The organism is Streptomyces sp. NPDC088794 (genome assembly GCF_044750545.1).
Classification (GTDB): domain Bacteria; phylum Actinomycetota; class Actinomycetes; order Streptomycetales; family Streptomycetaceae; genus Streptomyces.
In genome coordinates, this window is the sequence record NZ_JBIVKB010000022.1 from 159,285 (window position 1) to 181,861 (window position 22,577).

Genomic DNA, 22,577 nt, shown 5'->3' on the forward strand with positions numbered 1-22,577 from the left:
GACGGGCGGGCCGAAGAGCTGATGCGCGGAGCTCCGGGTACCGCCGTGGCGGTACCCGGAGCTCCACTCCCCCGAGTGCGGCGTCAGACGGTGCCGTCCTGCCACCACCAGTCGCGGCCGAGGTCGGCCCGGCTGTCGACGTGCTGGTGGTCGACGGTGTACGTCTCCAGCCCGGAGAACCCGCAGGTCTCCGCCTTTTGGTAGACGGTCTTGGTGGCCACCCCCGCCACGTCGAGGTCGGCCGCCGTGCCGTACAGGTGCATGCTGTCGCTGGCCCCGCCGATCTCGGCGTTGTGCGCGATGTTGCGGAAGCCGGAGTTGACCGTGATCGGCTTGTCGCCCAGCTTCTTGCGCAGCGCCTCCAGCTTGTACATGCAGCGGCGGACGTTCTCCTTCACCTGCGCCGTGCTCAGCTTGCCGCCGCTGAAGCCGCCGCCCGTCTGGTTCTCGAACTCGGTCCAGTTGAAGTGGAGCGTGGAACCGTCCGACTGCTCCAGCGCGTTGAGCTTCGCCTGGGTGTTGGGCCCGACGCTGGCGTCGGCGGTGAGACCGTACGCCGACTGGAAGCGGCGCACCGCCGCGGCCGTACCGGGGCCGAAGTCCCCGTCGACACCGACCCGGCTGTGGCTCGCGCTGTCCGCCGCCCAGCCCGCGATCCTGATCTGGAGCTCGGTCACGTCGGCGCCGGTGGCGCCCTCGTTGAGGGTGCGCGTCCACGAATAGGCCTCGGCGACGCCGGAGAAGAGCAACTGGCCGAACGCGACGCCGGCACCGGCGGCGAGCGTGCCACGCAGCATGGCGCGGCGGTTCATGGGACGGAAGGAGGAAGTCATCATCGTCCTTTCGGAGAACGGTGGTGGGGGAGACGGGGTCAGTAGGCGATCTGGAACGTCACGTTCTGCGCGTCGGTGTCATAGGCGTGCACGCGCAGGATGAAGTGGGTGCCGTCCTTGACGTCGGTGGCGACGGTTCCCCACTCGGTACCGTGCGTGGTGTACGCGTCGTCGTTGTTGCACTTGGTGGTGTGGTCGACGAACACCACACAAGCGTCCAGGTACACCCCCGGCACGTCCGTGATGAGCCGCATGTTGATGTCATTGCACCGCGAGGACGTGGTGTACGTGCCGTACTCCTTGGCCGCCGCCTGGTAGTGGTACGTCAGGGTCTTCGCGCCGCCGTAGCAGCTGACCGCGGCGGCCGAGGACTGTGCGGTGGCGGGGACGGCGCCCGCTGCCAGCAGCGCGGCCGTGGTGAACAGAGCCGAGGCGAGCGCCTTGGTCCGGACCATGGTGGTCTCCGTTCGATGTGGGGAGGAGATGAGGTGCAGAAGATGAGCGGCGGGAGAGGGACAGGGCGTCAGAAGGCGATCTGCGCGACCGCGTCGTCGCCCTCCAGGGGCACGCCGTTGGGCACCGTGAACTTGGTGCCGTCAAGGACGTCGGTGGCGATGGTCGTCCAGCTCCGGCCGACCTTGGTCCAGCGGTTGCAGGTGCCGGTCTTGGCGAACTTCACGCAGACGTTCAAGTAGTCGGCGGTTCCACTGATGACGCGCATGTTGATGTCGATGCAGCGACTGGTGGTCACGTACGGGCCGAAGTCGAGGACGTCCCCGTAGCGCACGGTGACCGCTCCGCCGTAGCAACTGGTGGCGGCTGTGGTGGAGTTGACGGCCGCGGCGCGCGACGCCGAAGCGGTGAGACCGGAGGTGCGGTTGGCCAGCCGGTCCAGGTCGGCCTGGGTGCCGTTGAACACGTCCCCGGTCGCCGGAGCGCGCAGGCCCGGGAAGAGCGCGGCGTCGGTGTACTGCCACATCGACCAGGTCGTCGAGCCGTTCGGCACCGGCGGCGAGGTGATCGACTGGCGGTAGTCCGCGAGTTGCAGCGGATACCGGGCGAAGGCGGTGGTCGAACCCATGCAGTCGTCCAGGAAGGACTTCTGGGTGTAGATCATCGGGGTACGGCCGAAGGCCGCCTCCACCTTGTCGAGCCAGGCCTTGGCATCGCTCACCGTGCCGTAGGTGGGACAGCGGCCACTGCCGTCGTCCATGCGCTCCAGGTCGAAGATCGGCGGCAGATCGCCCGCCCGCTGCCCGGTGTAACCGGTCGCCCGCACCGCGGCGATGAACCGGTCGGCCTGCGCCGCACCCGTGTCGGCCGCCGTGCCCGTGTAGAAGTGGTATGGCGCCACGGCCAGCCCCGCGGCCCTGGCCGCGACGAGGTCGGTGGCGAGGTACTCGTCGGTGACGTTCAGACCACGGGTGGCCTTGACCGTCGCGAACTCGACTCCCGAGGCCTTCACGGCCTTCCAGTCGATCGCCGCTCCGCCCGGGTGCTGGTACTTGGCGGTGTCCAGCCCGTCGATCGCGTAGCCGGCGGGGCGCGGCGGCGTGCAGTAGGCGTTACGGCCGGACCAATCCACCAGCTTCGCCCAGGTGTTGGGGCCCACGACACCGTCGGCACTGAGGTTCGCGCAGTGCTGGAGCTCGATGACGCGGGACTTGGTCCCGCCCCCGAAGTCGCCGTCGATCGTCAACGGCGCGTAGTGGTACGGCTCCATGGCCAGGTTCAGCCGGCACTGGAGCTCCATGACCTCGGTGCCCTTCGCGCCCTGTTGCAGCGTCGGCCGCGTGTCGGTGTGGCCGCACACGGACGTCTGCGCGGTGCTCGACGTGCCCTGGGTGGCGCAGGTGTGCGGCTGCGCGGCCCAGGTGTTGAGCGCCGCCCAGGTCTGCGGGCCCACCACACCGGCCACGCCGAGCCCGGCACACCGCTGGAAGTCCTTGACGCGTGCCGCCGACGCCGGCCCGAACGAGCCGTCCGCCGCGATCGGCGTGTACTTGCTCGGCTTCGTCGCCAGATTGAGCTCGCACTGCGCCTCGACCGCCGCGTCCCCCGTCGATCCCTGTTGCAGCGTGGGCTGTTCGCTCGTATGCCCGCAGACCGCGACCGCGGCGGTGACTGCGGACTCCGCAGCCTGCGCCACCGTGGTCCCGTACAGGGGCAGGACCGCTGCCACGGCGAGGGTCAGACCCCGCAGAAGCGTCCTTTGTCCCATCTGGTGTTCCCCCTCTGATGAGTTGCCGGAAGTGCCCGGCGGACTCATGCTTGCGCGGCCGTCCCGAAGCCCGGATCCTCCGGCCCCCGATTGGGACGCCGGGACGATCACACGCCTGTGACCTGTGAGGATGGACCAGCGCTGGGATGGACGCGGGATACGGGGGACGGAGGGGGAGTCCGTTGGGAAGGCGCGGGAGTCCCCGTGTGGTCCGACCATGGCCCCTCACCTCAGGACCACGGCTCACCTCAGGACGACGACCGCCCGCCCCCGGCAACACACCACATCGCCCGCGCCACCCGCCCCGCACCGCTCGACCAGATCAAGAGTGACCGCCCCGCTGATCGCGTCCACCGACTCCACCGTGCCCGTCACCACCAACCGGTCCCCGGCATGGCCCGGTGCCCGGTTCCGCCACCCCACCTCACGCACCTGCCCACCCGCACCGGCGAACTCCGCCGCCGCACGGTGAAACAGGCACCCGTGCAGCTGAGCCATGACGACCGCCCCGGCCAGCCCCTCGGACCGCGCGAACTCGGCGTCGTAGTGGATGCGATGGGCGTTGCGGGTGACCGCCCCGAACCGCAGCAGACCGATCGCGTCGGGCGTCAGCTCGACGGGCAACACGTCCTGGCCCGCGACGACTTGACGCTCCCGATGGCCCGTCATCGGACGATGAACCTCTCCGTGACCTCGACCAGCGTCCCGCGCGCCGAGTTGTACGTCTTCTCCACCGTGAGGAGCAGGAACCCCTCGCCACTGCCCTTCCGCTCCACGTCCGTGAGCGTGCGCCGCAGCTCGATCCGGTCGCCCGCGCGCACCACCCCGACCCACCGCACGTCCTGGCCGCCCGCCATCAGCCGGACGTCGAGCCCGTCGGTGCCGGGCACCTCGTCGCGGTACATGCCGTCCGGCCGGAACTCCGAGGCATCGGCCCCGGGCGCCCCGCGCAACAGACTCACCACGTACATCGGATGGACGGTGAAGTCGGCGCGCGTGGGATCGACGAGACGCGGTGCGCGCTCGCCGGCCGCCCGCGCGAACTCCGCCGCGTCCTCGGCCCGTACGACCCCCAGCGACCGCTGCTCGCCGGCCCCGATCGACGCCCGGGCCCGCTCCTCGACATCCTCCAGTACGGCAAGTCCGCCAAGCCCGTCATCGAGGGCCCCATGTGGGACTGCCACGCGGCCAAGACGGTCGCCCTGCTCGACGAACTCGCCCTCGAGCGCGCCGACTTCGTCTGCAACTCCTGGGGCGGCACCATCGCGCTCAACCTCGCCGCCAAGTACCCCGACCGCGTACGGTCGTTGGTCATCACCGGCAGCATGCCCGTCTTCTACGGCCCGCTCGCGCCCCTGCCGGAAGGCGGCCGCCGCGGCCGCAACGCCCGGGACGTGTACTACGGCGGCACCGGCCCTTCATGGCAGAAGATGCGGGAACTCATCGCCCGCCTAGAGTGGTTCGACCCGGCAGCCATTCCCGACGGCACGGTGACCCTGCGCTACGAACAGAGCCTCGACCCCGAGGAGACCGCCCTCGCCGGCGCCTCCGACAACCCGCGCGGCGACTGGCAGGACCTCACCGCAGAACTCGGCCTGATCGCCGCGCCGACGCTCTTGGTGTGGGGCATGCAGGACGCGTTCCTGACCCCCGCCTACCCGCTGATGCTGGCCCGCATGATCCCCAAGGGCAACCTGCACGTGATGAGCGAGGCCTCCCACCATCCGCAGGAGGAACGGCCCTACGACTACCACAGCGTCGTCTCCGGCTTCCTGAACCAGCAGCACGGCTGAACCAGCTACAGCACAGCTGACCCCGTACCACCGACTCTCCGGGGAGGAGACGTGAGCGAGTCCGTGCCGCGCGTCGTCGAACTGTCCAGCCCCTTCACCCGGTTCGCCGGCCGCCTGCTGGTCGGCCTCGGCCACGAGGTCGTGCTCGTCGAACCACCGGAAGGCGACGGGACCCGCCGCGAACTCGACGGCGACGCGTTCGTCCACTGGCACGCGGGCAAACGCTCGGTCGTCCCCGCCTCACCCGAGGAGTTGCGCGGTCTGCTGCGCAGTGCCGACGTGCTGCTCGACGGGAGTCCTGGCGGCGCCGAGGCGCTCGTCGAAGGGTGCGAGGACCTCGAACACGTCCGCGCCACCCCCTTCGGCCTGCTCGGCCCCCGCACCGACTGGCAGGGCACCGACCTCGTGGTCGCCGCGCTGGGCGGGATGCTCGCCCAGGTCGGCGACCCCGACGGCCCGCCCCTGCGCCTCCCGGAGCACCAGGCCGAGCAGCTCGCGGGCGTCAACGCGGCCATCGCCGCCCTGCTCGGCCTCCGCGCCCGCCGCACCGGCCCGGGACAACTCGCCGACGTCTCCGCGCAGGCCTGCGTGGCAGCCGCCCTGGAGGCCGGCACCCTCGCCTACCTGCACGAGGACCGGGTGCCGCCACGCCCGGGCCGGGTCCATCCCCTCGTCCCGCACGGCCTGTTCCGGGCCGCCGACGGCTACCTGGGCGGAGGCCTCGGCGGCAGCCCGCGCATGTGGGACGCGCTGCTCGACTGGCTGCGCGAGGAGGACGCGGCGGCCGATCTCACGGAACCGCGCTGGCAGGACCCGGTCGAACGCAAGAAGCACCAGGAGCACGTGTTCAAGGTCGTCCAGGACTTCGTGGGCACGTGGCCCAAGGCCGAGTTCGCGGAGCGGGCCCAGGCCAGGAAGCTGCCCTGGGTCGCCGTCGACCTGCCCCACGAACTCCCCGACAACCCGCAGCTCGCTGCCCGGGGCTTCTTCACCCGGGTCCGGACGCCGGAGGGGGAGCGGACCGACCTGGGCTTCCCGTTCGCGTTCCCGGAAGGCCGCAGGGTCCAGGAACTGGAGGTACCGGACCTGGGCGCGGACCAGGACCTCCTCGACTCCGGGCCACGCGCCGAACGCCCTGTTCAGCAGGCCTCCGCACACCCCGCCCTGCATGGCATCCGCGTCCTCGACCTCACCTGGGTCCTCGCCGGCCCGTACTGCACCAAGATCCTCGCCGACCACGGCGCCGACGTCATCAAGGTCGAGTCCGCGGGCCGCCCCGACCCCACCCGCTTCGCCCCCTTCATGCATCTCTCCCGCGGCTCCCACACGGACCCGAACACCAACGGCTACTTCAACGAGGTCAACCGCAACAAACGCAGCATCGCCCTCGACACCCGAACCGACGACGGCATCGCGGTGCTCCGCGATCTCATCGCCCGCTCCGACGTCCTCGTGGAGAACTTCAGCTCCACGGTCATGCGCAAACTCGGCCTGGACTACGAGGAGTTGACCCGCATCAACCCGGACCTCGTCTACGTCAGCATGTCGGGCATGGGCCACACCGGACCGCGCAACGGTTGGGTGTCGTACGCCGACACGGTCTCGGCGAGCGGGGGCCTGACCGGACTGACCGGCTGGGGACCGGACGACGTGGTCGGTGTGATCTACGGCCACGGTGACATCGTCGCGGGCCTCCAGGCGGCCCTCGCCACGGTCGCCGCGCTGGAGCACCGGGCGGTGACCGGACGTGGACAGCACATCGACCTCTCCCAACTGGAGGCGATCGCCGCCCACATGGGCACCAGTCTCCTCGGCGGCGCCAAGGTGAAACCGAGCGGCAACACCCACCCGGGCTGGAGCCCGCAGGGCGTCTACCGCTGCCTCGGCGCCGACCGCTGGCTGGCGGTCAGTGTCCGCGACGACAGCGAATGGGTGGCGCTGTGTGAGGTGATCGGCCGCCCGGAACTCGCCGCCGACGAACGGACCCGTACGGCGCAGGCGCGGCGAGACGCGGCGGACCTGGTCGATGCGGTGCTGGGGGAGTGGACCCGCACGCTGCCCGCCGACACAGCCGCCGAGTCGCTCCAGGCGCACGGTGTCCCGGCCGGCGCCGTGCAGGACGGACGCGAACTCGTCGAGCACGAACCGCAGTTGAGGGCCCGTGGCTTCTACGTGCGCAAGGAGCACCCGGTCGCCGGTGCCTTCCTCCACGAGGGCGTCCCGATCCGCCTCACCCGCACACCCGGCGGGATCTGCGAGGCCGCGCCCGTGCTCGGCGCCGACACCGACGCCGTACTGGGCGAGGTGGCGGGCTTCTCGACGGAGCGCATCCGGGGACTTCGGGAGGCCGGAGTGCTGCGGTGAACGACACGATCCCCCGTCTTCTCGAGGAGGCGGCCGGAAAGTTCGGCGACCGCCCCTTCCTGCGGGTGGGGGAGGTAACGCGGACGTACGCGCAGACCCGTACGGCCGCCGCCACGATGGCGGGAGCGCTGGCGAAGGGCGGGTGCCGCGCGGGAGACCGCGTCGCCGCCATGGCCGGCAACCGGATCGAACTGGTCGACCTCATCCTCGGCTGCGCCTGGTTGGGAGCGGTGCTGATCCCGCTCAACACCGGTCTGCGAGGTGGTGGCCTCCGGCAGGTGTTGAGCGCCGCTGAACCGCGATTCCTCCTTGCGGAGGGGGAGTTGGCGGAGCGTGTCGTAGCGGCCGGTTTTCAGGGTGAGTTGTGGATCGCCGGCGGCGAGGACGTCCCGGCGCCGGGTACGACCGCCGCCGTGCCGCCGGCCCAAGTGCGCCCGGACGACACCGCCTTCGTGCTCTTCACCTCGGGCACCACGGGAACGGCACGCGGTGTGCGCTGCCCGCACGCTCAGACCGTCCAGTGGGGGCGCAACGTCTCGGACTCGCTCCGCCTCACCGCCGACGACGTGCTGTACACCTGCCTCCCGTTGTTCCACACCAACGCCCTCAACACCCTGGCGCACGCCCTGGCCGTGGGCGCGAGCTGTGTGATCGACGAGCGGTTCTCCGCCACGCGGTACTGGGCACGGGTGGCCGAGACCGGTGCGACGGTCGTCTACCTGCTGGGCGCGATGGTGCCCATGCTGCTCGCCCGGCCCCCGGGCCCCGCCGATCGCGCGCACCGGGGCCGGCGTGGACTCTCCCCGGCCACCCCCGGCCCCGCGTGGGCACCCTTCCGCGAGCGGTTCGGGGTCACTCTCGTCGACGGATTCGGTTCCACGGAGACGAACCTCGTCATCGGGTCGACCCCCGAGGAACAGCGGCCCGGCTACCTCGGCACGGTGCGCGAAGGCTTCGCCGCGCGCGTGGTCGACGACGGCCTCGCTCCCGTTCCGGACGGCGTCGCCGGTGAGCTGGTGGTCCGCAGCACACGCGAACTCGCCTTCTCCACCGGCTACTTGGGGGAGTCCGTGCCCGCCCCCACCGCATGGCGGCGGACCGGCGACCGGGTGATCCGCGAACCCGACGGATGGTTCCTGTTCGTCGACCGGATCAAGGACGTCATCCGCCGGCGCGGCGAGAACGTCTCCTCGCAGGAGGTCGAGTCGGCCGTCCGCTCGCACCCGGCGGTCGCCGACGCGGCGGCCTTCCCGGTGCCGTCGGAGCTGGCCGAGGACGAGGTGATGGTCGCGGTCGTCCCCGGACCCGGCCACCTGCTGGACCCCCTGGACCTCGTACGGCACTGCGCCGGCGAACTGCCCGCCTTCGCGGTGCCCCGGTACATCGACACCGTCCCGGAGCTGCCGCTCACCGCGACCGGCAAGGTCCGCAAGGCGGTGCTGCGCGAGCGCGGGGTCACCGCCACCACCTGGGACCGCGAGGCCTGAGGGGCTGAGCGGACGGCCGCCTTCCGTACGGTCCTCCGCCTCTGCGTTCGAATTCATCCCTGCCGACCTCTGGCCCCCGGGACTTACCGACGGGTATACAAAGTCCGTTGAACGAGCGAGGACTTCACCGGGCCCGTCCCGTCGTGTCGACTCGGATCAGGGGGGATCTTCATGAGGCGTGAGCTGAATCCGGCCGCAACCGCACCCGGTCGCCGCAGGGTTGTGGCGGCCGCGGCAGCGGTCAGTGGCTGCGCGCTCGTCGTCGCTTCCGCGGCACCCGCGGCGGCGCACGGTCCGGGCCACGACCGCCGTACGCAGTACGTGGCGCTCGGCGACTCGTACACCGCGGGGCCGAACATCCCGACCCAGGTGGACGCGAACTGCGCCCGCTCCGACCACAATTACCCCTCGCTGGTGGCGGCGGACCGCAGAGGGACCGTGCTCAAGGACGTGAGCTGCAGCGGCGCGACCACCGAGGAGATGTGGAAGGCGCAGGGCACGAACCCGCCTCAACTCAACGCGGTCCAGCGGGACACCGACCTGGTGACGGTCCAGATCGGCGGCAACGACATCGGGTTCAGCACCATCATCGGCACCTGCGCCAGGCTCAGCTCCACGGACCTGTCGGGCAATCCGTGTCAGCGGTACTACACCTCGTCCGGGACCGACCAGTTGGTGCTGAACATCCTCAACACGGCACCCAAGGTCACCCGCGTACTCCGGGCCGTCCACAAGAAGGCGCCCCACGCACGCGTGCTCGTCGTCGGCTACCCGGACCTGCTGCCCGACGACGGCAGCGGCTGCTACCCCTCCGTGCCCTTCGCCGCCAAGGACTTCTCCTACCTGCGGGACACCGGTAAGCGCCTCAACCTGATGCTCCGCCTGGTGGCCGCGCTGAACGGCGCGGAGTACGTCGACACGTACAAGCCGACCATCGGGCACGACATGTGCAAGCCGCCCGCGGACCGCTGGATCGAGCCCCTCCAGCCCGCCTCCCCGGCGGCCCCCGCCCACCCCAACGCCAAGGGCGAGGCCGTCATGGCGACCGCCGTCCTCAACCGCCTGGAGAAGCGGCACGGGCACTGACGTCGCCGCGAGGGCGGCCCGGGACTACTCCTTGACCGCCCTCAGCACCACGAACTTCGCATCGCCGGCGACGAGTTCACAGTTGCCGAACAGCCGCCGCAGCTTCGCGTGGTACCCGAGATGCCGGTTGCCGATCACCCACAGCTCGCCACCCGTCCCGAGCACCCGCTGCGCCCCGGTGAACATCCGCCACGCCGTCGCGTCCGTCGTCGTCTGGTGCGAGTGGAACGGCGGGTTGGTGAGCACGAGGTCCACGCTCCCGTCGGCCACCCCCGTGAGCCCGTCCCCGACCCGGAACTCGGCGTGCCCGGGCACCCCGTTCGCCTTGTACGTCGCTTCCGCGGAGGCGACGGCCTGGAACGACTCGTCGACGAACAGCACTTCGGCGTCCGGATCGGCGAGCGCCATCGCCGTACCGACGACACCGTTCCCGCAGCCCAGGTCCACCACACGGCGGGCGCCGCTCGCGGTGGGCAGGTGGCTCAGGAAGAAGCGGGTGCCGATGTCGAGCCGGTCCGCGCAGAAGACGCCCGCGTGGTTGACGACGGTGTGCCCGGACACGGTGCCCACACCGTCGGGCAGGGCGTAGCTGTACGGCCAGGGGTTGGTCCCGCGCCGCAACGAGGGGTCGGGCGTGCAGAAGATCAGGCGGGCCTTCTTGTCCGCGAGGGAGGTGCGGGTCGGTCCGAGGATCCGCTCGAACAGGCGCAGCGTCGAGGTGTGGATCTCCTTGACCATGCCGGTGCCGACGACCACCGTGCCCGCGTGCACCCCGGGCGCCAGCCGGTGCAGCTGGTCCTCCAGGAGCGCCAGGCTCTTCGGCACCCGCACCAGCAGCACGTCGACCCGGTCGGGCGGCGGATCCTGGGTGGTGAGGAGCTGCACCGCACCGATCCCGACGCCGGCCCGCCCGAGATTGGCGCGGGTCGCCTCACGGGTGAGGAAGGAGTCGGTGATCTGCACGGGTTCGTACTCCGCCAGGGCGGTGGCCAGGGCGCCCCAGCGGTCGCCCACGACCACGACGGTGCCGGACAGGGGGATGCCCTCGTCCGCGAGGTGCCTGAGCAGGTACTCGTCGGAGGCGTCCCAGGCACGGAGCCGGTCGCGCGGGTCCTCGGGGAAACGGGCCAGCTCGCGCTCGCCCCATGGCGTCGTCATACGGTCGTTCATTGTGCTCAAGGCTAGCGGAGCCGCAGCTCAGACCCGTTCGGGCAGGATGGAGGCCATGGACGAGGCCGAACTCTTCCCCCGCGAACGCACCGAGATCGCGCCGGGCGCGGTCCACGTACCCGACTGGCTGGACCCGCGGCGGCAGCGCGAACTCGTCGAGAAGTGCCGCACCTGGGCCCGCCCGCCGGCCGGTCTGCGCACCGTCCGCACCCCCGGCGGCGGCACGATGACCGCCCGCCAGGTCTGCCTCGGCCTGCACTGGTACCCGTACGCATACGCCCGTACGGCCGTCGACGGTGACGGCGCCCCGGTCAAGCCCTTCCCGGCCTGGCTGGGCGAACTGGGCCGCCGGGCCGTGACCGACGCGCTCGGACCGCGGCCGACCCAGGCGGCCCACGACATCGCCCTGATCAACTTCTACGACGGCGACGCCCGCATGGGCATGCACCGCGACGCCGACGAGAAGTCGGACGCCCCGGTGGTGTCCCTGAGCCTCGGCGACACCTGCGTCTTCCGCTTCGGCAACCCGGAGACCCGCACCAGGCCCTGGACGGACGTCGAACTGCGCAGCGGCGACCTGTTCGTCTTCGGCGGCCCGTCCCGTCTCGCGTACCACGGGGTGCCCAGGGTCCACCCGGGCACGGCACCACCGGAACTGGGACTGACAGGGCGTCTGAACATCACCCTCCGGGTCGGCGGTCTGTAGTCGTCCTGCCGTCGTCCTGTAGTCGTCGTACCTGCGGATCATGGGAGACTCGCCTTCATGAGCGGCAAGGCTGACCCCCCGTCGGCGGGGGAAGGGACCACCCCGAGAGCGCGGTTGGACCGAGGGCGCGGTGCGCTCGGGCCCGCGCTGGAGCTCGTACACACCGGGCGCGCGCCGACCAGGGCGGTACTCACCGCCGAGCTCGGCGTGACGCGGGCGACGGCCGGCGCGGTCGCCGCGGAGCTGGAGGCGCTCGGGCTGATCCGGGTGGACGCCAGGCCCGGCGCGGCGGCCGGTTCGCAGGGCCGCCCCTCGCACCGGCTCGCCGTCGCGGACGACGGGCCCGTGGCGCTCGCCGCACAGGTGCACGCCGACGGGTTCCGGGCGGCGCTGGTCGGCCTCGGCGGCCGGATCGTCGCCACCGCAGCCGGCCGCGAGACCGTCGACGCCGACCCCGCCAAGGTCCTCGGCTCCGTCGTGGAGGCGGGCGCCGGGCTGCTGCGGGAGACGGGATTGCGGTGCGTCGGCGCGGGTCTCGCCGTACCGTCCGCGGTCGCCGAACCGGAAGGCCTCGCTCTCAACCCGCTGCACCTGGCCTGGCCCGCGGGCGCGCCCGTGCGCCGGATCTTCGCGGAGTGCGTGCACGCCGCCAGCATCACCGGACCGGCGTTCGCGGGCAACGACGTGAACCTGGCCGCCCTCGCCGAACACCGGCACGGAGCGGGTCGCGGCGCCCGGGACCTGCTCTGCGTGGCCACCGGACACCGGGGCGTGGGCGGGGCGCTGGTGCTGGACGGGCGCCTGCACACGGGCAGTTCGGGCCTGGCCCTGGAGGTCGGCCACCTCACCGTCAACCCCGAGGGCCGCCCCTGCCACTGCGGCAGCCGCGGCTGCCTCGACGTCGAGGCCGACCCGCTGGCCTTCCTCACCGCCGCGCAGCGCGAGCCCGGCCCCGTGGTGTCGCTCCTCCATCAGGCCATGGACCTGATCCGCAACCACTACGACGACCCGTCGATCCGCACGGCCACCGAGACCCTCATCGACCGCCTCGGCCTCGGCCTCGCGGGCCTGGTGAACATCCTCAACCCCGACCGCATCATCCTCGGCGGCCTGCACCGCACCCTCCTGGACGCCGACCCCGAGCGGCTGCGCGCGGTCGTCGCCGACCGCAGCCTGTGGGGCCAGAGCGGCGGCGTCCCCATCCTTGCCTGCACCCTCGACCACAACAGCCTCGTCGGAGCGGCGGAGTTGGCCTGGCAGCCGGTCCTGGACGACCCGCTGGGGGCGCTGGCGTAGCGCTGGTCGCGTAGGCTCGCGGGCATGCGGATCTCCGTCTCCTCGGACATGGACGAACCCGTGGCCCGCGCCCTCGTCGCGGAGCTGCGCAAGCGCGGGCACGAGGTGCTGGCCCACGGGGCGCTGTCCTCGGGCGACGATCCGCAGTGGGCCGCGTGCTCGTCGGCCGCCGCCCAGGACGTCGCCGCCGGAACCGCCGACCAGGCCGTCGTCCGCTGCTGGACCGGCACCGGCGCGTCCATCGCCGCCAACAAGGTGCCGGGCGTACGGGCGGCCCTGTGCACGGACGCCTACACGGCGGACGGCGCCCGCCGCTGGAACGACGCCAACGTGCTCGCCCTCAGGCCTGCGCCTGACCTCCGAACCGCTGCTCGGGGAGATCCTCGACGCCTGGTTCGCCGGGGAGGCCAGCGAGGACGCCGAGGACCGGCAGAACGTGGAGCGCGTCGAGCGGCTCGACCTGGGCAGGGCAACACCCTGATGCTCCGGCGCGGGGCCACGGGCGGTCACCGACCCTGAGGCACCGGCGATCACAGGCGCGGACTCACCCGCGCAACGTCACCGGCACCGGCATCCACAACGCCGCCACCGACGGCCGCCGCAGATCCGCCCGCCGCACGCACAGCCCGATCGGGAACGGCTCCGGCGCCGGATCGGCGGGCAGCACCGCCAGCCGGTCGCGCACCGCGCTGTGGTCGAGTACGAGCCTGGGGACCACGCCCGTACCGCAGCCCAGGGCGACCAGGGTCAGCAGCCCCTCGTGGCCGTCCGGCTCGCACGCCACCTCGGGCGTCCTGCCGCGGGCCCGGAACCACCGGTCGGCCGCGTCACGCACCAGGCCGCGGTGGGGGAGGACGAAGGGCCCGTCGAGACCGGGGTCCGGCCGGTCCAGAGCGGTGACGAGAACCAGCTCGGTCACCGCCACCGTGCGGCTCACCAGTGCCTCCGGCAGCCGCGCCGGGATCCCTGCGACGGCCGCGTCCACCTCGCCCTCGTCCAGCCGGGCCAGCGCGGCCGCCGCGTCGCCGGTGCGCAGGTCGAGCCGGACCTGCGGGTGCGCGGCCCGGAACGGCGCCAACAGGTCGGGCAGCAACGCCTGGCAGGCGGTCACCGTGGCGAACACCGCGAGACGGCCGGTGAGTTCGGCCGGCGTGGGATGCTCCTCGCGGTAGGTGCGCCACAACTCCAGTGCCTGGACGGCGTATTCGCGATACCGGTGGCCTTCGGCGGTCAGCGACACCCCGCGCGGACCGCGCTCGAACAGCCGATGCCCCAGATCCGCTTCCAACCGCTGCACCGTGCGCGTGAGCGTGGCCGGGCTGACATGGCAGTCGAGGCTGGTGCGCCCGAAGTTCAGGGACTGCGCCAGATGCAGGAAGAGACGCAGCTCTCGATGATCGTCCCGCATGCGCTGACCTCGCCGTTTCACTTCACGCAACAGCGCGCTGCACAAGTTGCGCTTGCCGCAATACCTGTCCGGAGCCTACAACTCGACCATGACCTCGACCACGTACTCCTCCCGCGTCTTCCCCCTCGAAACGATGGATGTGCCCGGTGGCACGGAGACCGTCCTGCGGGGCGGACGGCACCTCTTCCCGCTGCTCCCGCAGGCCTTCGCCGGGGTCCGCCGTGTCGGCGTCCTCGGCTGGGGTCCGCAGGGCCGCGCCCAGGCCCTCAACCTCAGGGACTCCCTGGCCGGTACGGACATCCAGGTGGCCGTCGGACTGCGCCCGGGCTCCGCCTCGGCCGCCGACGCGCGAGACAACGGCTTCACCGAGGAGGACGGCACGCTCGGCGACTGGCTCGCCGTGGCCGCGGACAGCGACCTCGTCATCCTGCTGATCGCCGACGCGGCACTCGCCGCGCACCACGAGGAGATCTTCGCGGTCCTCAAGCCCGAGGCCGTCATCGGTCTCTCGCACGGCTTCCTGGTCGGCCATCTCCGGGAGACGGGTGGGGAGTTCCCGTCCGGACACGGCGTGATCGGCGTCTGCCCCAAGGGCATGGGCGACTCGGTGCGCAGGCTGTACCGGCAGGGCGAGGAGATCAACGGCGCCGGCATCAACAGCAGCTTCGCGGTGCACGTTGACCCCGACGGACGCGCCACGGACCTCGCGCTCGGCTGGTCGGTGGCGCTCGGCTCGCCGTACACCTTCCGCACCACCCTGGACAGCGAGTACCGCTCCGACATCGTCGGCGAACGCGCCATCCTGGCCGGTGCCGTCCACGGCATCGTCGAGAGCCTCTACACGCGGTGGCGGCTGACCGGCGACGACCCGGTCACCGCCTACGAGCGCTCCTGCGAGAACATCACCGGGCCGATCGCGCGCACCATCTCGCAGGAGGGGCTGCGAGCCGTGCGGGAGAACCTCGACGCGGCCGGCCGTGACGTCTTCGACCGCGCGTACACGGCCACCTACGGTCCGGCCCGCGAGATCATCGCCGAGATCTACGACGAGGTCGCCGACGGCACCGAACTGCGCAGTGTCATCCTCGCCGAACGGCGGCTCGGCAGCCGTCCGATGAGTGTGATCGGCGGCTCCCCGATGTGGTCGGTAAGCGACGAGGTGCACGCCCGCCGTGCCGAACACGACGTGCCCGTCGACCCGTTCACGGCCGGCGTGTTCGTCGCCACCATGACGGCCCAGATCGACGAGTTCGCCGAACGTGGCCACCCCTGGTCGGAGATCGTCAACGAGTCCGTCATCGAGGCCGTCGACTCCCTGCTGCCCTACATGCACGCACGGAACGTGGCCTACATGGTCGACAACTGCTCCCGCACGGCCCGCCTCGGCACCCGCCGCTGGAGCCCCCGCTTCCAGGCGGCCTTCGAGCAGATCGCCTACCCGGCGGCCGAACTTCCCGCCGACAAGGCCCTGTTGACGGCCTTCGACACCCACCCGGCCCACGAGGCCCTGTCGGCGGCGGCGAAGCTGCGGCCATCGGTGGACATCTCCGTGGCGTAGGCATCCGGTCCCGCACACCTCCCTGTCCACTGGTGTCCCGCACCGGCACCGATGAGTTTCACTCGCGCCCGCCGTCCTACTGGTGAACAGGCGTGGACGGACGATCTGTGCGGTCGAGGAGAGGGAGGTGTGCGCGGTGACCGAACCGGCACGGCAGGAGGCGCTGGCACGGTTGGACGTGCTCGTCGGCGAGTGGGAGTTGCGGGCCGACTTCCCCGGCCGGACGGTGTCCCCGGGCCGCAGTGTGTTCGAGTGGACCCTGGACGGGCAGTTCCTCGTCCAGCGCACCGAAGTGCTGCTCCCGGAGGCCCCGGACACCATGTCCGTCATCGCGGTCGACCCGGACATCGACGGTTACACACAGCACTACTTCGACAGCCGGGGCGTCGTGCGGCTGTATGCGATGACCTTCGTCGACGGGCTGTGGCAACTGGTGCGGGAGACACCGGACTTCACGCCACTGTCGTTCCGGCAGCGGTTCACCGGGCGGTTCAGCGCCGACGGCAACACCATCAGTGGCGCCTGGGAGATCGCGAAGGACGCGTCGACCGACTACGAGCACGACTTCGCCCTCACCTACAGCAGGAGCCGCTGACATGCCCGCCACCGCATCGCCCGCAGAGACCGCACGCGGCATCGTCGAAGCCAACCTGTACATGGTGCTCGCCACGGCCGACCAGGACGGCCGACCGTGGAGCACGCCCGTCTACTTCGCGCACGTGGACTGCCGGGAGTTCGTCTGGGTGTCCTCGCTGCACGCCACGCACTCCCGAAACATCGAGGTACGCCCCGAGGTCGGCATCTCGGTGTTCGACTCCTCGGTTCCGATCGGCACCGGCCAGGGCGTGTACATGTCCGCGGTCGCCGCACGCGTGGACGAGTCGGAGATCGAGCGCACGATCGACGTCTTCTCGCGTCGCTCGGTCGGCCACGGGGGACTGGTCTGGACACCCGACGACGTCCAGGACACCTCCGGCCTCGTTCTCTACCGCGCGGTGGCCGACGCGCACTGGATCCTCGCCAAGGACGGCACCCCGGACCACCGCATCCCGGCCGACCTCACCTGAACCCGACCTGGGGAGCCGTGAGTCGCGGCGCCCTCACCGCCACTCGACGGCGAAGGCCCGGGCAGGGTTCTCGGTGAGGATGCGGTCCGTCAGCTCCTCACCCAGGTCCGACGCGAGCCGCGGCCGGACCCGCCGCAGCAGATACGGCATCCCCGGCCCGCCGTCGACCGACCGCGCCCCCGCGACAACCGTGTCCCCGCCGAGCAGCAACCGATGGCCGAACCCGGCCTCGGCCAGGGCCCGTACGGCGTCCGGCATGCGCCAGTCGGTGGCGTGGTTGGCGCGGGACGGCCCGTCGAAGGCCAACCAGCAGCCGGACCCAGCGGCCTGACGCTGGATCACGACATCAGGGGACCGGTTGAGGTGTCCGAGGACCACCCGGTGCGCCGGCACGCCCAACTCCCCGCAGAGCAGGTCGAGTACGTCGAGCGCCCCCGTGCCCAGCTCCAGGTGCACGGCGATGGTCGCGCCCGTCGCGCGCTGTGCCTCCGCGGCGGCGGCCATGGTCCAACGGGCGTGCGCGTCGATCCCGTGGAAGTCACCGGCCACCTTGATCAGCCCCGCCCGTACCCCCGACGTGCCGATACCGGCGGTGAGTTCGGAGACGAAGACGTCCGCCAGCTTCCCGCGCACCGCCTTCAACACCTCCGGCGCGTAGTGCGCGGCCTGATGCAGCCCCGTCGCACAGACGATGTGCACCCCGGCGGCGCGCGACAGTTGAGGCAGATCGGCGACCCGCCGCCCCATGCCGTACGGCGTCCACTGCACGACGGCCGACCCGCCGGCCGCGCGAAAAGCCTCCAACTCGGCCCGCGCGGAGGCGCCGTCGTTCAACTCCTGGCCGGGCAACCGCGGGCTGCTGAGGAACAGATGGTCGTGCGCGTCGCACACGCCGAGGTCCCCCGGGTCGACATCCCCCAGCACCGTACGGACCGTGCTCACCACTGCCGCCCGCGCGGCAACCGTTCCCGCCCCGGCGCCGACAGGTGCAGCACCTCGAACACATCCCCGTCGGTCTTGGGCGCGTCGTGGTCCCAGAGCGAGAAGTGCACCAGTTCCCAGCGGCCCGTGTCGACGGCCGCCGCCGCGAGCACCGCCCCGTCCGCCCCGGCCAGCCGCTCCGTCTCCCGTACCGCGTCCGCCATGACCTCCGCCAACTCCCCGCCCTCAGGCACCGGTTGACGCCGTCGTACGGCGAACCGCGCGGGCGAGTCGGCGGCGCTGCCCTCCTCGTACGCCAGACCGGTCCACTGCCGGATCGACGGTCGCCCGAAGTCGTTGCTGAGCCCCTGGAAGGCGCCTCCCCAGAGGAAGGTGTTCATGCCCTCCATGGTGTTCCAGAGGTAGAACGGCGCGTACTGGTTCACCGGCGAGCCGTTCACCCCGCGCTCGCGCATCAGGTACGTCTTGATGCCGAGGCCGTCCCAGTCGTCGAGGAGATGGCCGACGCGGGCGACCCGGCCGCGGATCACGGCCATGTCGTAGTCGGCGGGCAGGACCGCAGGGACACCCTTGCATGTATCGTGCGGCGCAGGGGAGGGCCAGTGGCTCAAGAGATTGATCTGTACTTGCGGAAGTCCGCGATCACGCGGCAGCGCGAACGGGCTTTGACGTTTCGTGCTCAAGAGGAGCGGGGACGTCGGTGGGCAGACGAGCACGACTACACCGTCCGTAGGGTGTGGGCGGACAACCTGAGCGCGTACACAGACACCGTACGTCCGGAGTTCGACAAAGCTATTGGCGCGTTGTTCGCGGACGAAGTGCCGGCGTTGTGGTGCTACGCGGCCGACCGATTCTCCCGAAAGGGAGCGGGCTCAGTTATCCCGCTGCTCGACACGGGCAAACGCATCGTCTTCGATTACGAGCGACTCGACTCCGCAGACCCGCGCGACCGTCGGGACATCATCAACCGTGTCGAGGAAGCGCGGGAGTATTCAGCTCTCCTCTCCCATCGAGTGACAGGGACGAAAGAGCAGCAGCGCAACGAGGGCGCGTGGCTTGGGGGAGCACCGTACGGCTTCGAAATTTCCGACAGGGAAACACGCAAGCTCCGCCACGCGGATACATGGCCGACGCTCACCCGAATCTTCGAATCCACGGCAGAGGGAAAGTCAGCTCGTACCATCGCCCAGGAACTGAACGACGACGGCATTCCTTCGCCCGACGGCGGTACCTGGGGAGGGTCGACCATCCATCGCATGATTCAGACCCCCGTGTACGAGGGATGGCAAGCCGTCTCCCTGACGCGCGGAGGCCGTTCTGTCCCTTACCGCAACAGGAAAGGAGAGCGAGTTTCCGTCCTCGCTGATGGCGTCGAGCCCGTACACGCGGACCTCGTCAAGCGCGCTCGCCTCGCGGTAGCGGGTCACCTCCCCGTAGCTCCTGAGTACCAGCGGGGCAAGGTAAAGCACCTCTTGTCTGGCCTACTCCGCTGCGCAAGTTGCGGAGGAGGAACGGCGATTCACGGTCGCTCGTACCGGTGCTACAACTACACCGTCGGGAAGCACTGTGCGGAACCAGCGTCGGCCATGAGGTCGCTCATTGAGGCGTACGTCTTCGAAGAGTGGCTAGGTGCCGTACTGAAGGCCGACATCGACGAGGCTGACCCGCTTATGTTGGCCGTCGCGGAGCGCTGGGTGGCCTTGACGAAGCCCGAGGAGACGGAAGAGCACCGTCAGGCGCTCGCGGCAGTGAAAGCCGCTGAAAGGTCCCTGGAGCGACTCGCGGAAGACCGCAAGGAGGGCATCTACGACGGGGCTATGGGCCGCTTCTACCCGCGCCTCGTCACGGAGGCGGAGGCGGACCTCGTCACCGCAGAGAATCGGGCTGCGGAGTTCGGAGGCGCTGTCGACCTGACGATTTTTGATGACTCCGACGTACTGCACGCGGCGTGGGAGGCCGCTGACGACGCTCTGAGACGCGATCTGATCCGGTTGGCTATCGACAAGGTGACCGTGACGCGCGGGCTGCGTGGGAAACCGTTCGTGGGCGACGTGCGGTGTGACATCACGTGGGCTACGCCGGCTGAGCACTAACGAGTAGTGAAAGAGCCCCGGAGCGCATCCTCCGGGCTCTCGTCATGTCTGAGGGGTCTCGTTACGCGCCCCCTCCGGCGGACGCTCAGGAAGCTCGTCGGTGCGTCCTAGGAAGTAGTCCACCCACGCGCGCACGGACGCCGACCGGTCCGTACCTAGAGCTTTGGTGGCCTCGTCGAAGGCTTTCCAAGTTGCGTCGTCGATGCCGCGGATACCGCGGAGCTTGTGGCTGTGAGCGTTGGCCATGTCGCCAGTGTGGCAGGGTGGTTGACCACCTGTCGAGGGTGTGTCACTATCGAGGTGGTTAACCACCCCTGGCCAAGTAGAACGCCCCGCGGCATCCTGGCAGATTCACACGGGGCGCTTCCTCGAAGAGGAGACATCATGCTCGCACAGAACAAGATTCTCGTCGTCGGCTCCGTCGCAACCCCCGTCGACGTCGAAGACCTCACCGCCCTTGCCTTCGACGCGGCCGACCGTCTCCAGCTCCCCGCCGTTGTCGCGACGTCCATGGACTTCACCATCGCCGACTTTGCCGGGGTGGTGCTCGCTGACAACTGGCTCGACTCGACGGCCTCCGTCGTTCTCGGTGGTGAGGCGCTGGGCGCCGACATCTGCTGTCTCGACTCCGCGGCGCTCTACGCGTACGAGCCCGACACCACCTGCGGTCACTGCCTCACCGTCGACGAGACGGCCGCACCCCGGCGAGTCCAGGGCGGTTGGTCGACGAGCGTGTGTGACGGCTGCGTCGAAGAGCACGCCCGTACCGTCTCCCTCTTCCCGGCAGTCGCCGCGTGAGCGCGGAGGTGCGCGACCTCCGCGCCCTCCTGGAGGCCGTGTGCGAGGCGCTGACCGTCCCTGGCGAAGACTCCGTGTACCGCCTGCGGCTCGACGACCGCGCGAGTTGGGCGCGTGCCGTCATCCGCGGGGCGCTCGACGGGGACCTTGTGGACGTCGGATGGGATGCCGCCTACCTCCGCCGGAAGATGGCGGAAGAGGAAGCGCACGCAAAGTAACTACACACTGTGACGGAAGGGCCCGCGCATCCTCGGATGTGGCGGGCCCTCCGCGCGTTCCGGGTCCTCGTCGACGCCCTCCCGGAACGTCCCGACGGGAACCGGAGGCAAGTCCTCCGCACTTTTTCTCGGCTTTGCCCGTTGCGTCGCTTACGTCCCCTGTCGCGCACGCCTCCGTCGCCCCGAAATCCACATCCCCCTGACCTGAGGAAACTCCCAAACCTCGCGCCAAAGTGTCAAACAAACCCCCTCCTCAGCTTTCTTCCTAACGCGTGTTAGAAGGAGTTGAGAATGGCGGTTAATTTGGCACTTCTGGCCAGACTGAATCTGGGAGGACGCAGCCCTCGTTCCTGACGGACGCCGACGGGGAGCGCGAGGCGGACGAGGTCTGAGGCGGCCCGTGAAGCCCTCTCTCGCGGCCGTTCAGTGCACTGGAGCGCACGGAATCCGCCAGGCGGCCTCCCAGGGCTTCACGCAGGCCGCGACGCTAGTCACTCTGGGTAGTGGTTGACGCGCGGCGTCCCGGTTGAGCATGGTCACGGTCTCGTAACGGATGATTTTCCACCATGCGAAAGATTGCTGCTGGTGGGCTTATTCATGATCGTTAGAGCGTCACATGCACCACATAACGTAAGTAGGAGGTAGTTTCCGCGAGCGCTTGGCTGCGGCTCCTCCGCCTACTGCGCCGCAACCGCCTTTCGGCGGCGCTGAGGGTCCGGCGACGTTGAGCCGGCTGCGTTGAGCGTGCCTTCTCTCCTCCTCCTCACGCTCCGCGGAGCAATTGTCAATTCCTGTGGATCACCGTGGGGATCTTCAAGTAGCCCGCAGCCATTGATCGAGGACTACGAAGTCTTCGTTGGTGAGGCCGCGGGACGATGTGATGCGGTGGAGGAGGGCCGGGGTGGGGTGGGGTGGTGGGTGGATACCCAGTCCCGATCGGCGTCGGTGATTTCGTCGTCGACCCAGACGAACGGGCGGCCGTCCGCCCATGCCGCCAGGGCTCGGGTCTTCCAGTGGAGTCCGTACCACTGGTCCTCGCGTTCATGCGCGTCGGAGGTTTCCGGCCAGTGCACGACCGGCAGGGACGGCAGGCCGAGCCGCGGTGCTATGTCGGTGTTCGCCGCCTCCTCCCAGGTGGTAGCCCAGACCAGCTCGCACGGGAGTGCCGCGAGCCGAGGCCCGAGGCGCGGGTCGAGCCGCGTCAGGTGCGAATCTGTCGCGGTGCCTGACGGCTCGTGCTGCGGGCCGTCGCCGAACGGCAGGAGAGGTCCGTCGACGTCCAGGAACAGCAGCGGGCGTTCCTCGCGCCTACTCATGCCGCAGCCTCCTGCTCACGCTCAACCAGGACTCCGCGTTCGAAGCGGGCGCCGTTGCGGACTAGGGCGACGAGGTGGGGTGCGGTGATCGCGCGCCAGCGGGCCTGGGCGGACTCGGCGAGCTTGAACACCATCGCCAGGGCCGCAGCCGGGCTGCCGGCGCCGCGGGTGACCTTGGTCCGCAGCTTTACCGTGCTGAAGGTCGACTCGATGGGATTTGT

The 22,577-nt window shown here is 70.5% G+C and carries 22 protein-coding genes and 3 pseudogenes; 13 read left to right on the forward strand and 12 right to left on the reverse strand.

Going from position 1 to position 22,577, the window contains the following annotated elements; all coding sequences use genetic code 11:
* Nucleotides 1-83: 83 nt before the first annotated feature.
* From ACIP6U_RS43455 to ACIP6U_RS43475, 5 genes are all read right to left on the reverse strand, one after another.
* Nucleotides 84-833 carry a D-Ala-D-Ala carboxypeptidase family metallohydrolase gene (locus ACIP6U_RS43455; protein ID WP_401728515.1) on the reverse strand — a complete coding sequence of 250 codons (750 nt, stop codon included), beginning with the start codon at nt 831-833 and terminating at the stop codon, nt 84-86.
* Nucleotides 834-871: 38 nt separating this feature from the next.
* Nucleotides 872-1,288: a hypothetical protein gene (locus ACIP6U_RS43460; RefSeq protein WP_401728517.1), complete on the reverse strand. Its 417-nt coding sequence runs from the start codon at nt 1,286-1,288 to the stop codon at nt 872-874.
* A 68-nt stretch (nt 1,289-1,356) separates the two neighbouring features.
* Nucleotides 1,357-3,054 (reverse strand): GH25 family lysozyme, encoded by a 1,698-nt coding sequence (locus tag ACIP6U_RS43465; RefSeq protein WP_401728519.1) that lies wholly within the window; start codon nt 3,052-3,054, stop codon nt 1,357-1,359.
* Nucleotides 3,055-3,297: 243 nt separating this feature from the next.
* Entirely contained in the window at nt 3,298-3,723 is a 426-nt protein-coding gene (locus ACIP6U_RS43470) for an acyl dehydratase (protein WP_401728521.1), read from the reverse strand.
* Nucleotides 3,720-4,130, reverse strand: a complete 411-nt coding sequence (locus tag ACIP6U_RS43475; protein ID WP_401728557.1) for a MaoC family dehydratase N-terminal domain-containing protein — start codon at nt 4,128-4,130, stop codon at nt 3,720-3,722. The genes ACIP6U_RS43470 and ACIP6U_RS43475 overlap by 4 nt, the downstream gene beginning before the upstream one ends.
* Between ACIP6U_RS43475 and ACIP6U_RS43480 the strand changes: the two genes are divergently transcribed.
* The 4 genes from ACIP6U_RS43480 (at nt 4,029) to ACIP6U_RS43495 (ending at nt 9,784) form a co-directional block, all read left to right on the forward strand.
* Nucleotides 4,029-4,847 (forward strand): alpha/beta fold hydrolase, encoded by an 819-nt coding sequence (locus ACIP6U_RS43480; RefSeq protein WP_401728523.1) that lies wholly within the window; start codon nt 4,029-4,031, stop codon nt 4,845-4,847. The genes ACIP6U_RS43475 and ACIP6U_RS43480 overlap by 102 nt on opposite strands.
* Before the next feature lie 51 nt (nt 4,848-4,898).
* The gene (locus ACIP6U_RS43485) at nt 4,899-7,211 is read left to right on the forward strand and encodes a CoA transferase (RefSeq protein WP_401728525.1); all 2,313 of its coding nucleotides are present in this window, start codon (nt 4,899-4,901) and stop codon (nt 7,209-7,211) included.
* Nucleotides 7,208-8,698 (forward strand): AMP-binding protein, encoded by a 1,491-nt coding sequence (locus ACIP6U_RS43490; protein ID WP_401728526.1) that lies wholly within the window; start codon nt 7,208-7,210, stop codon nt 8,696-8,698. Before ACIP6U_RS43485 ends, ACIP6U_RS43490 begins: the two co-directional genes overlap by 4 nt.
* A 171-nt stretch (nt 8,699-8,869) precedes the next feature.
* Entirely contained in the window at nt 8,870-9,784 is a 915-nt protein-coding gene (locus ACIP6U_RS43495) for an SGNH/GDSL hydrolase family protein (RefSeq protein WP_401728528.1), read from the forward strand.
* A 24-nt stretch (nt 9,785-9,808) separates the two neighbouring features.
* On the opposite strand, the gene ACIP6U_RS43500 is transcribed toward ACIP6U_RS43495, so the two are convergent.
* Nucleotides 9,809-10,942, reverse strand: a complete 1,134-nt coding sequence (locus ACIP6U_RS43500) for a methyltransferase (protein WP_401728530.1) — start codon at nt 10,940-10,942, stop codon at nt 9,809-9,811.
* Between the two features lie 67 nt (nt 10,943-11,009).
* Here ACIP6U_RS43500 and ACIP6U_RS43505 point away from each other — a divergent pair, with 67 nt between their 5' ends.
* The 3 genes and pseudogenes from ACIP6U_RS43505 (at nt 11,010) to ACIP6U_RS43515 (ending at nt 13,437) form a co-directional block, all read left to right on the forward strand.
* A complete protein-coding gene (locus ACIP6U_RS43505) occupies nt 11,010-11,660 on the forward strand; it encodes an alpha-ketoglutarate-dependent dioxygenase AlkB family protein (RefSeq protein WP_401728532.1) in 651 nt (216 codons plus the stop codon).
* Between the two features lie 57 nt (nt 11,661-11,717).
* Nucleotides 11,718-12,956, forward strand: a complete 1,239-nt coding sequence (locus ACIP6U_RS43510) for an ROK family protein (RefSeq protein ID WP_401728533.1) — start codon at nt 11,718-11,720, stop codon at nt 12,954-12,956.
* A gap of 24 nt (nt 12,957-12,980) precedes the next feature.
* Nucleotides 12,981-13,437 (forward strand): annotated as a pseudogene (locus ACIP6U_RS43515) (RpiB/LacA/LacB family sugar-phosphate isomerase).
* A 63-nt stretch (nt 13,438-13,500) separates the two neighbouring features.
* On the opposite strand, the gene ilvY reads toward ACIP6U_RS43515, so the two are convergent.
* Nucleotides 13,501-14,364, reverse strand: a complete 864-nt coding sequence (gene ilvY, locus ACIP6U_RS43520; protein ID WP_401728535.1) for an HTH-type transcriptional activator IlvY — start codon at nt 14,362-14,364, stop codon at nt 13,501-13,503.
* An 88-nt stretch (nt 14,365-14,452) separates the two neighbouring features.
* On the opposite strand from ilvY, the gene ACIP6U_RS43525 reads away from it, so the two are divergent.
* From ACIP6U_RS43525 to ACIP6U_RS43535, 3 genes are all read left to right on the forward strand, one after another.
* Nucleotides 14,453-15,922, forward strand: a complete 1,470-nt coding sequence (locus ACIP6U_RS43525) for a ketol-acid reductoisomerase (RefSeq protein ID WP_401728536.1) — start codon at nt 14,453-14,455, stop codon at nt 15,920-15,922.
* Nucleotides 15,923-16,058: 136 nt separating this feature from the next.
* Complete coding sequence (locus tag ACIP6U_RS43530) at nt 16,059-16,517, forward strand: hypothetical protein (RefSeq protein WP_401728538.1); 459 nt, start codon at nt 16,059-16,061, stop codon at nt 16,515-16,517.
* Between the two features lies 1 nt (nt 16,518).
* A complete protein-coding gene (locus ACIP6U_RS43535) occupies nt 16,519-16,989 on the forward strand; it encodes a pyridoxamine 5'-phosphate oxidase family protein (protein ID WP_401728540.1) in 471 nt (156 codons plus the stop codon).
* A gap of 33 nt (nt 16,990-17,022) precedes the next feature.
* Here ACIP6U_RS43535 and ACIP6U_RS43540 read toward each other — a convergent pair whose 3' ends face one another.
* Entirely contained in the window at nt 17,023-17,931 is a 909-nt protein-coding gene (locus tag ACIP6U_RS43540; RefSeq protein WP_401728541.1) for a phosphotriesterase, read from the reverse strand.
* Nucleotides 17,928-18,485, reverse strand: coding sequence for a DUF4865 family protein (locus tag ACIP6U_RS43545; RefSeq protein WP_401728559.1), 558 nt, complete (start codon nt 18,483-18,485; stop codon nt 17,928-17,930). Before ACIP6U_RS43545 ends, ACIP6U_RS43540 begins: the two co-directional genes overlap by 4 nt.
* Before the next feature lie 48 nt (nt 18,486-18,533).
* Between ACIP6U_RS43545 and ACIP6U_RS43550 the strand changes: the two genes are divergently transcribed.
* Nucleotides 18,534-20,024 (forward strand): recombinase family protein, encoded by a 1,491-nt coding sequence (locus ACIP6U_RS43550; protein WP_401728542.1) that lies wholly within the window; start codon nt 18,534-18,536, stop codon nt 20,022-20,024.
* Between the two features lie 42 nt (nt 20,025-20,066).
* On the opposite strand, the gene ACIP6U_RS43555 is transcribed toward ACIP6U_RS43550, so the two are convergent.
* Nucleotides 20,067-20,270 (reverse strand): hypothetical protein, encoded by a 204-nt coding sequence (locus ACIP6U_RS43555; RefSeq protein ID WP_401728543.1) that lies wholly within the window; start codon nt 20,268-20,270, stop codon nt 20,067-20,069.
* Between the two features lie 138 nt (nt 20,271-20,408).
* Here ACIP6U_RS43555 and ACIP6U_RS43560 point away from each other — a divergent pair, with 138 nt between their 5' ends.
* Together ACIP6U_RS43560 and ACIP6U_RS43565 are read left to right on the forward strand one after the other, a co-directional pair.
* Complete coding sequence (locus ACIP6U_RS43560; protein WP_401728545.1) at nt 20,409-20,822, forward strand: hypothetical protein; 414 nt, start codon at nt 20,409-20,411, stop codon at nt 20,820-20,822.
* A complete protein-coding gene (locus ACIP6U_RS43565) occupies nt 20,819-21,040 on the forward strand; it encodes a hypothetical protein (protein WP_401728547.1) in 222 nt (73 codons plus the stop codon). Before ACIP6U_RS43560 ends, ACIP6U_RS43565 begins: the two co-directional genes overlap by 4 nt.
* A gap of 813 nt (nt 21,041-21,853) precedes the next feature.
* Here the strand turns inward: ACIP6U_RS43565 and ACIP6U_RS43570 are convergent.
* Together ACIP6U_RS43570 and ACIP6U_RS43575 are read right to left on the reverse strand one after the other, a co-directional pair.
* Nucleotides 21,854-22,356 (reverse strand): annotated as a pseudogene (locus ACIP6U_RS43570) (HAD domain-containing protein).
* Nucleotides 22,353-22,577, reverse strand: a pseudogene (locus ACIP6U_RS43575) (IS256 family transposase); the annotation flags it as partial. The pseudogenes ACIP6U_RS43570 and ACIP6U_RS43575, both read right to left, overlap by 4 nt.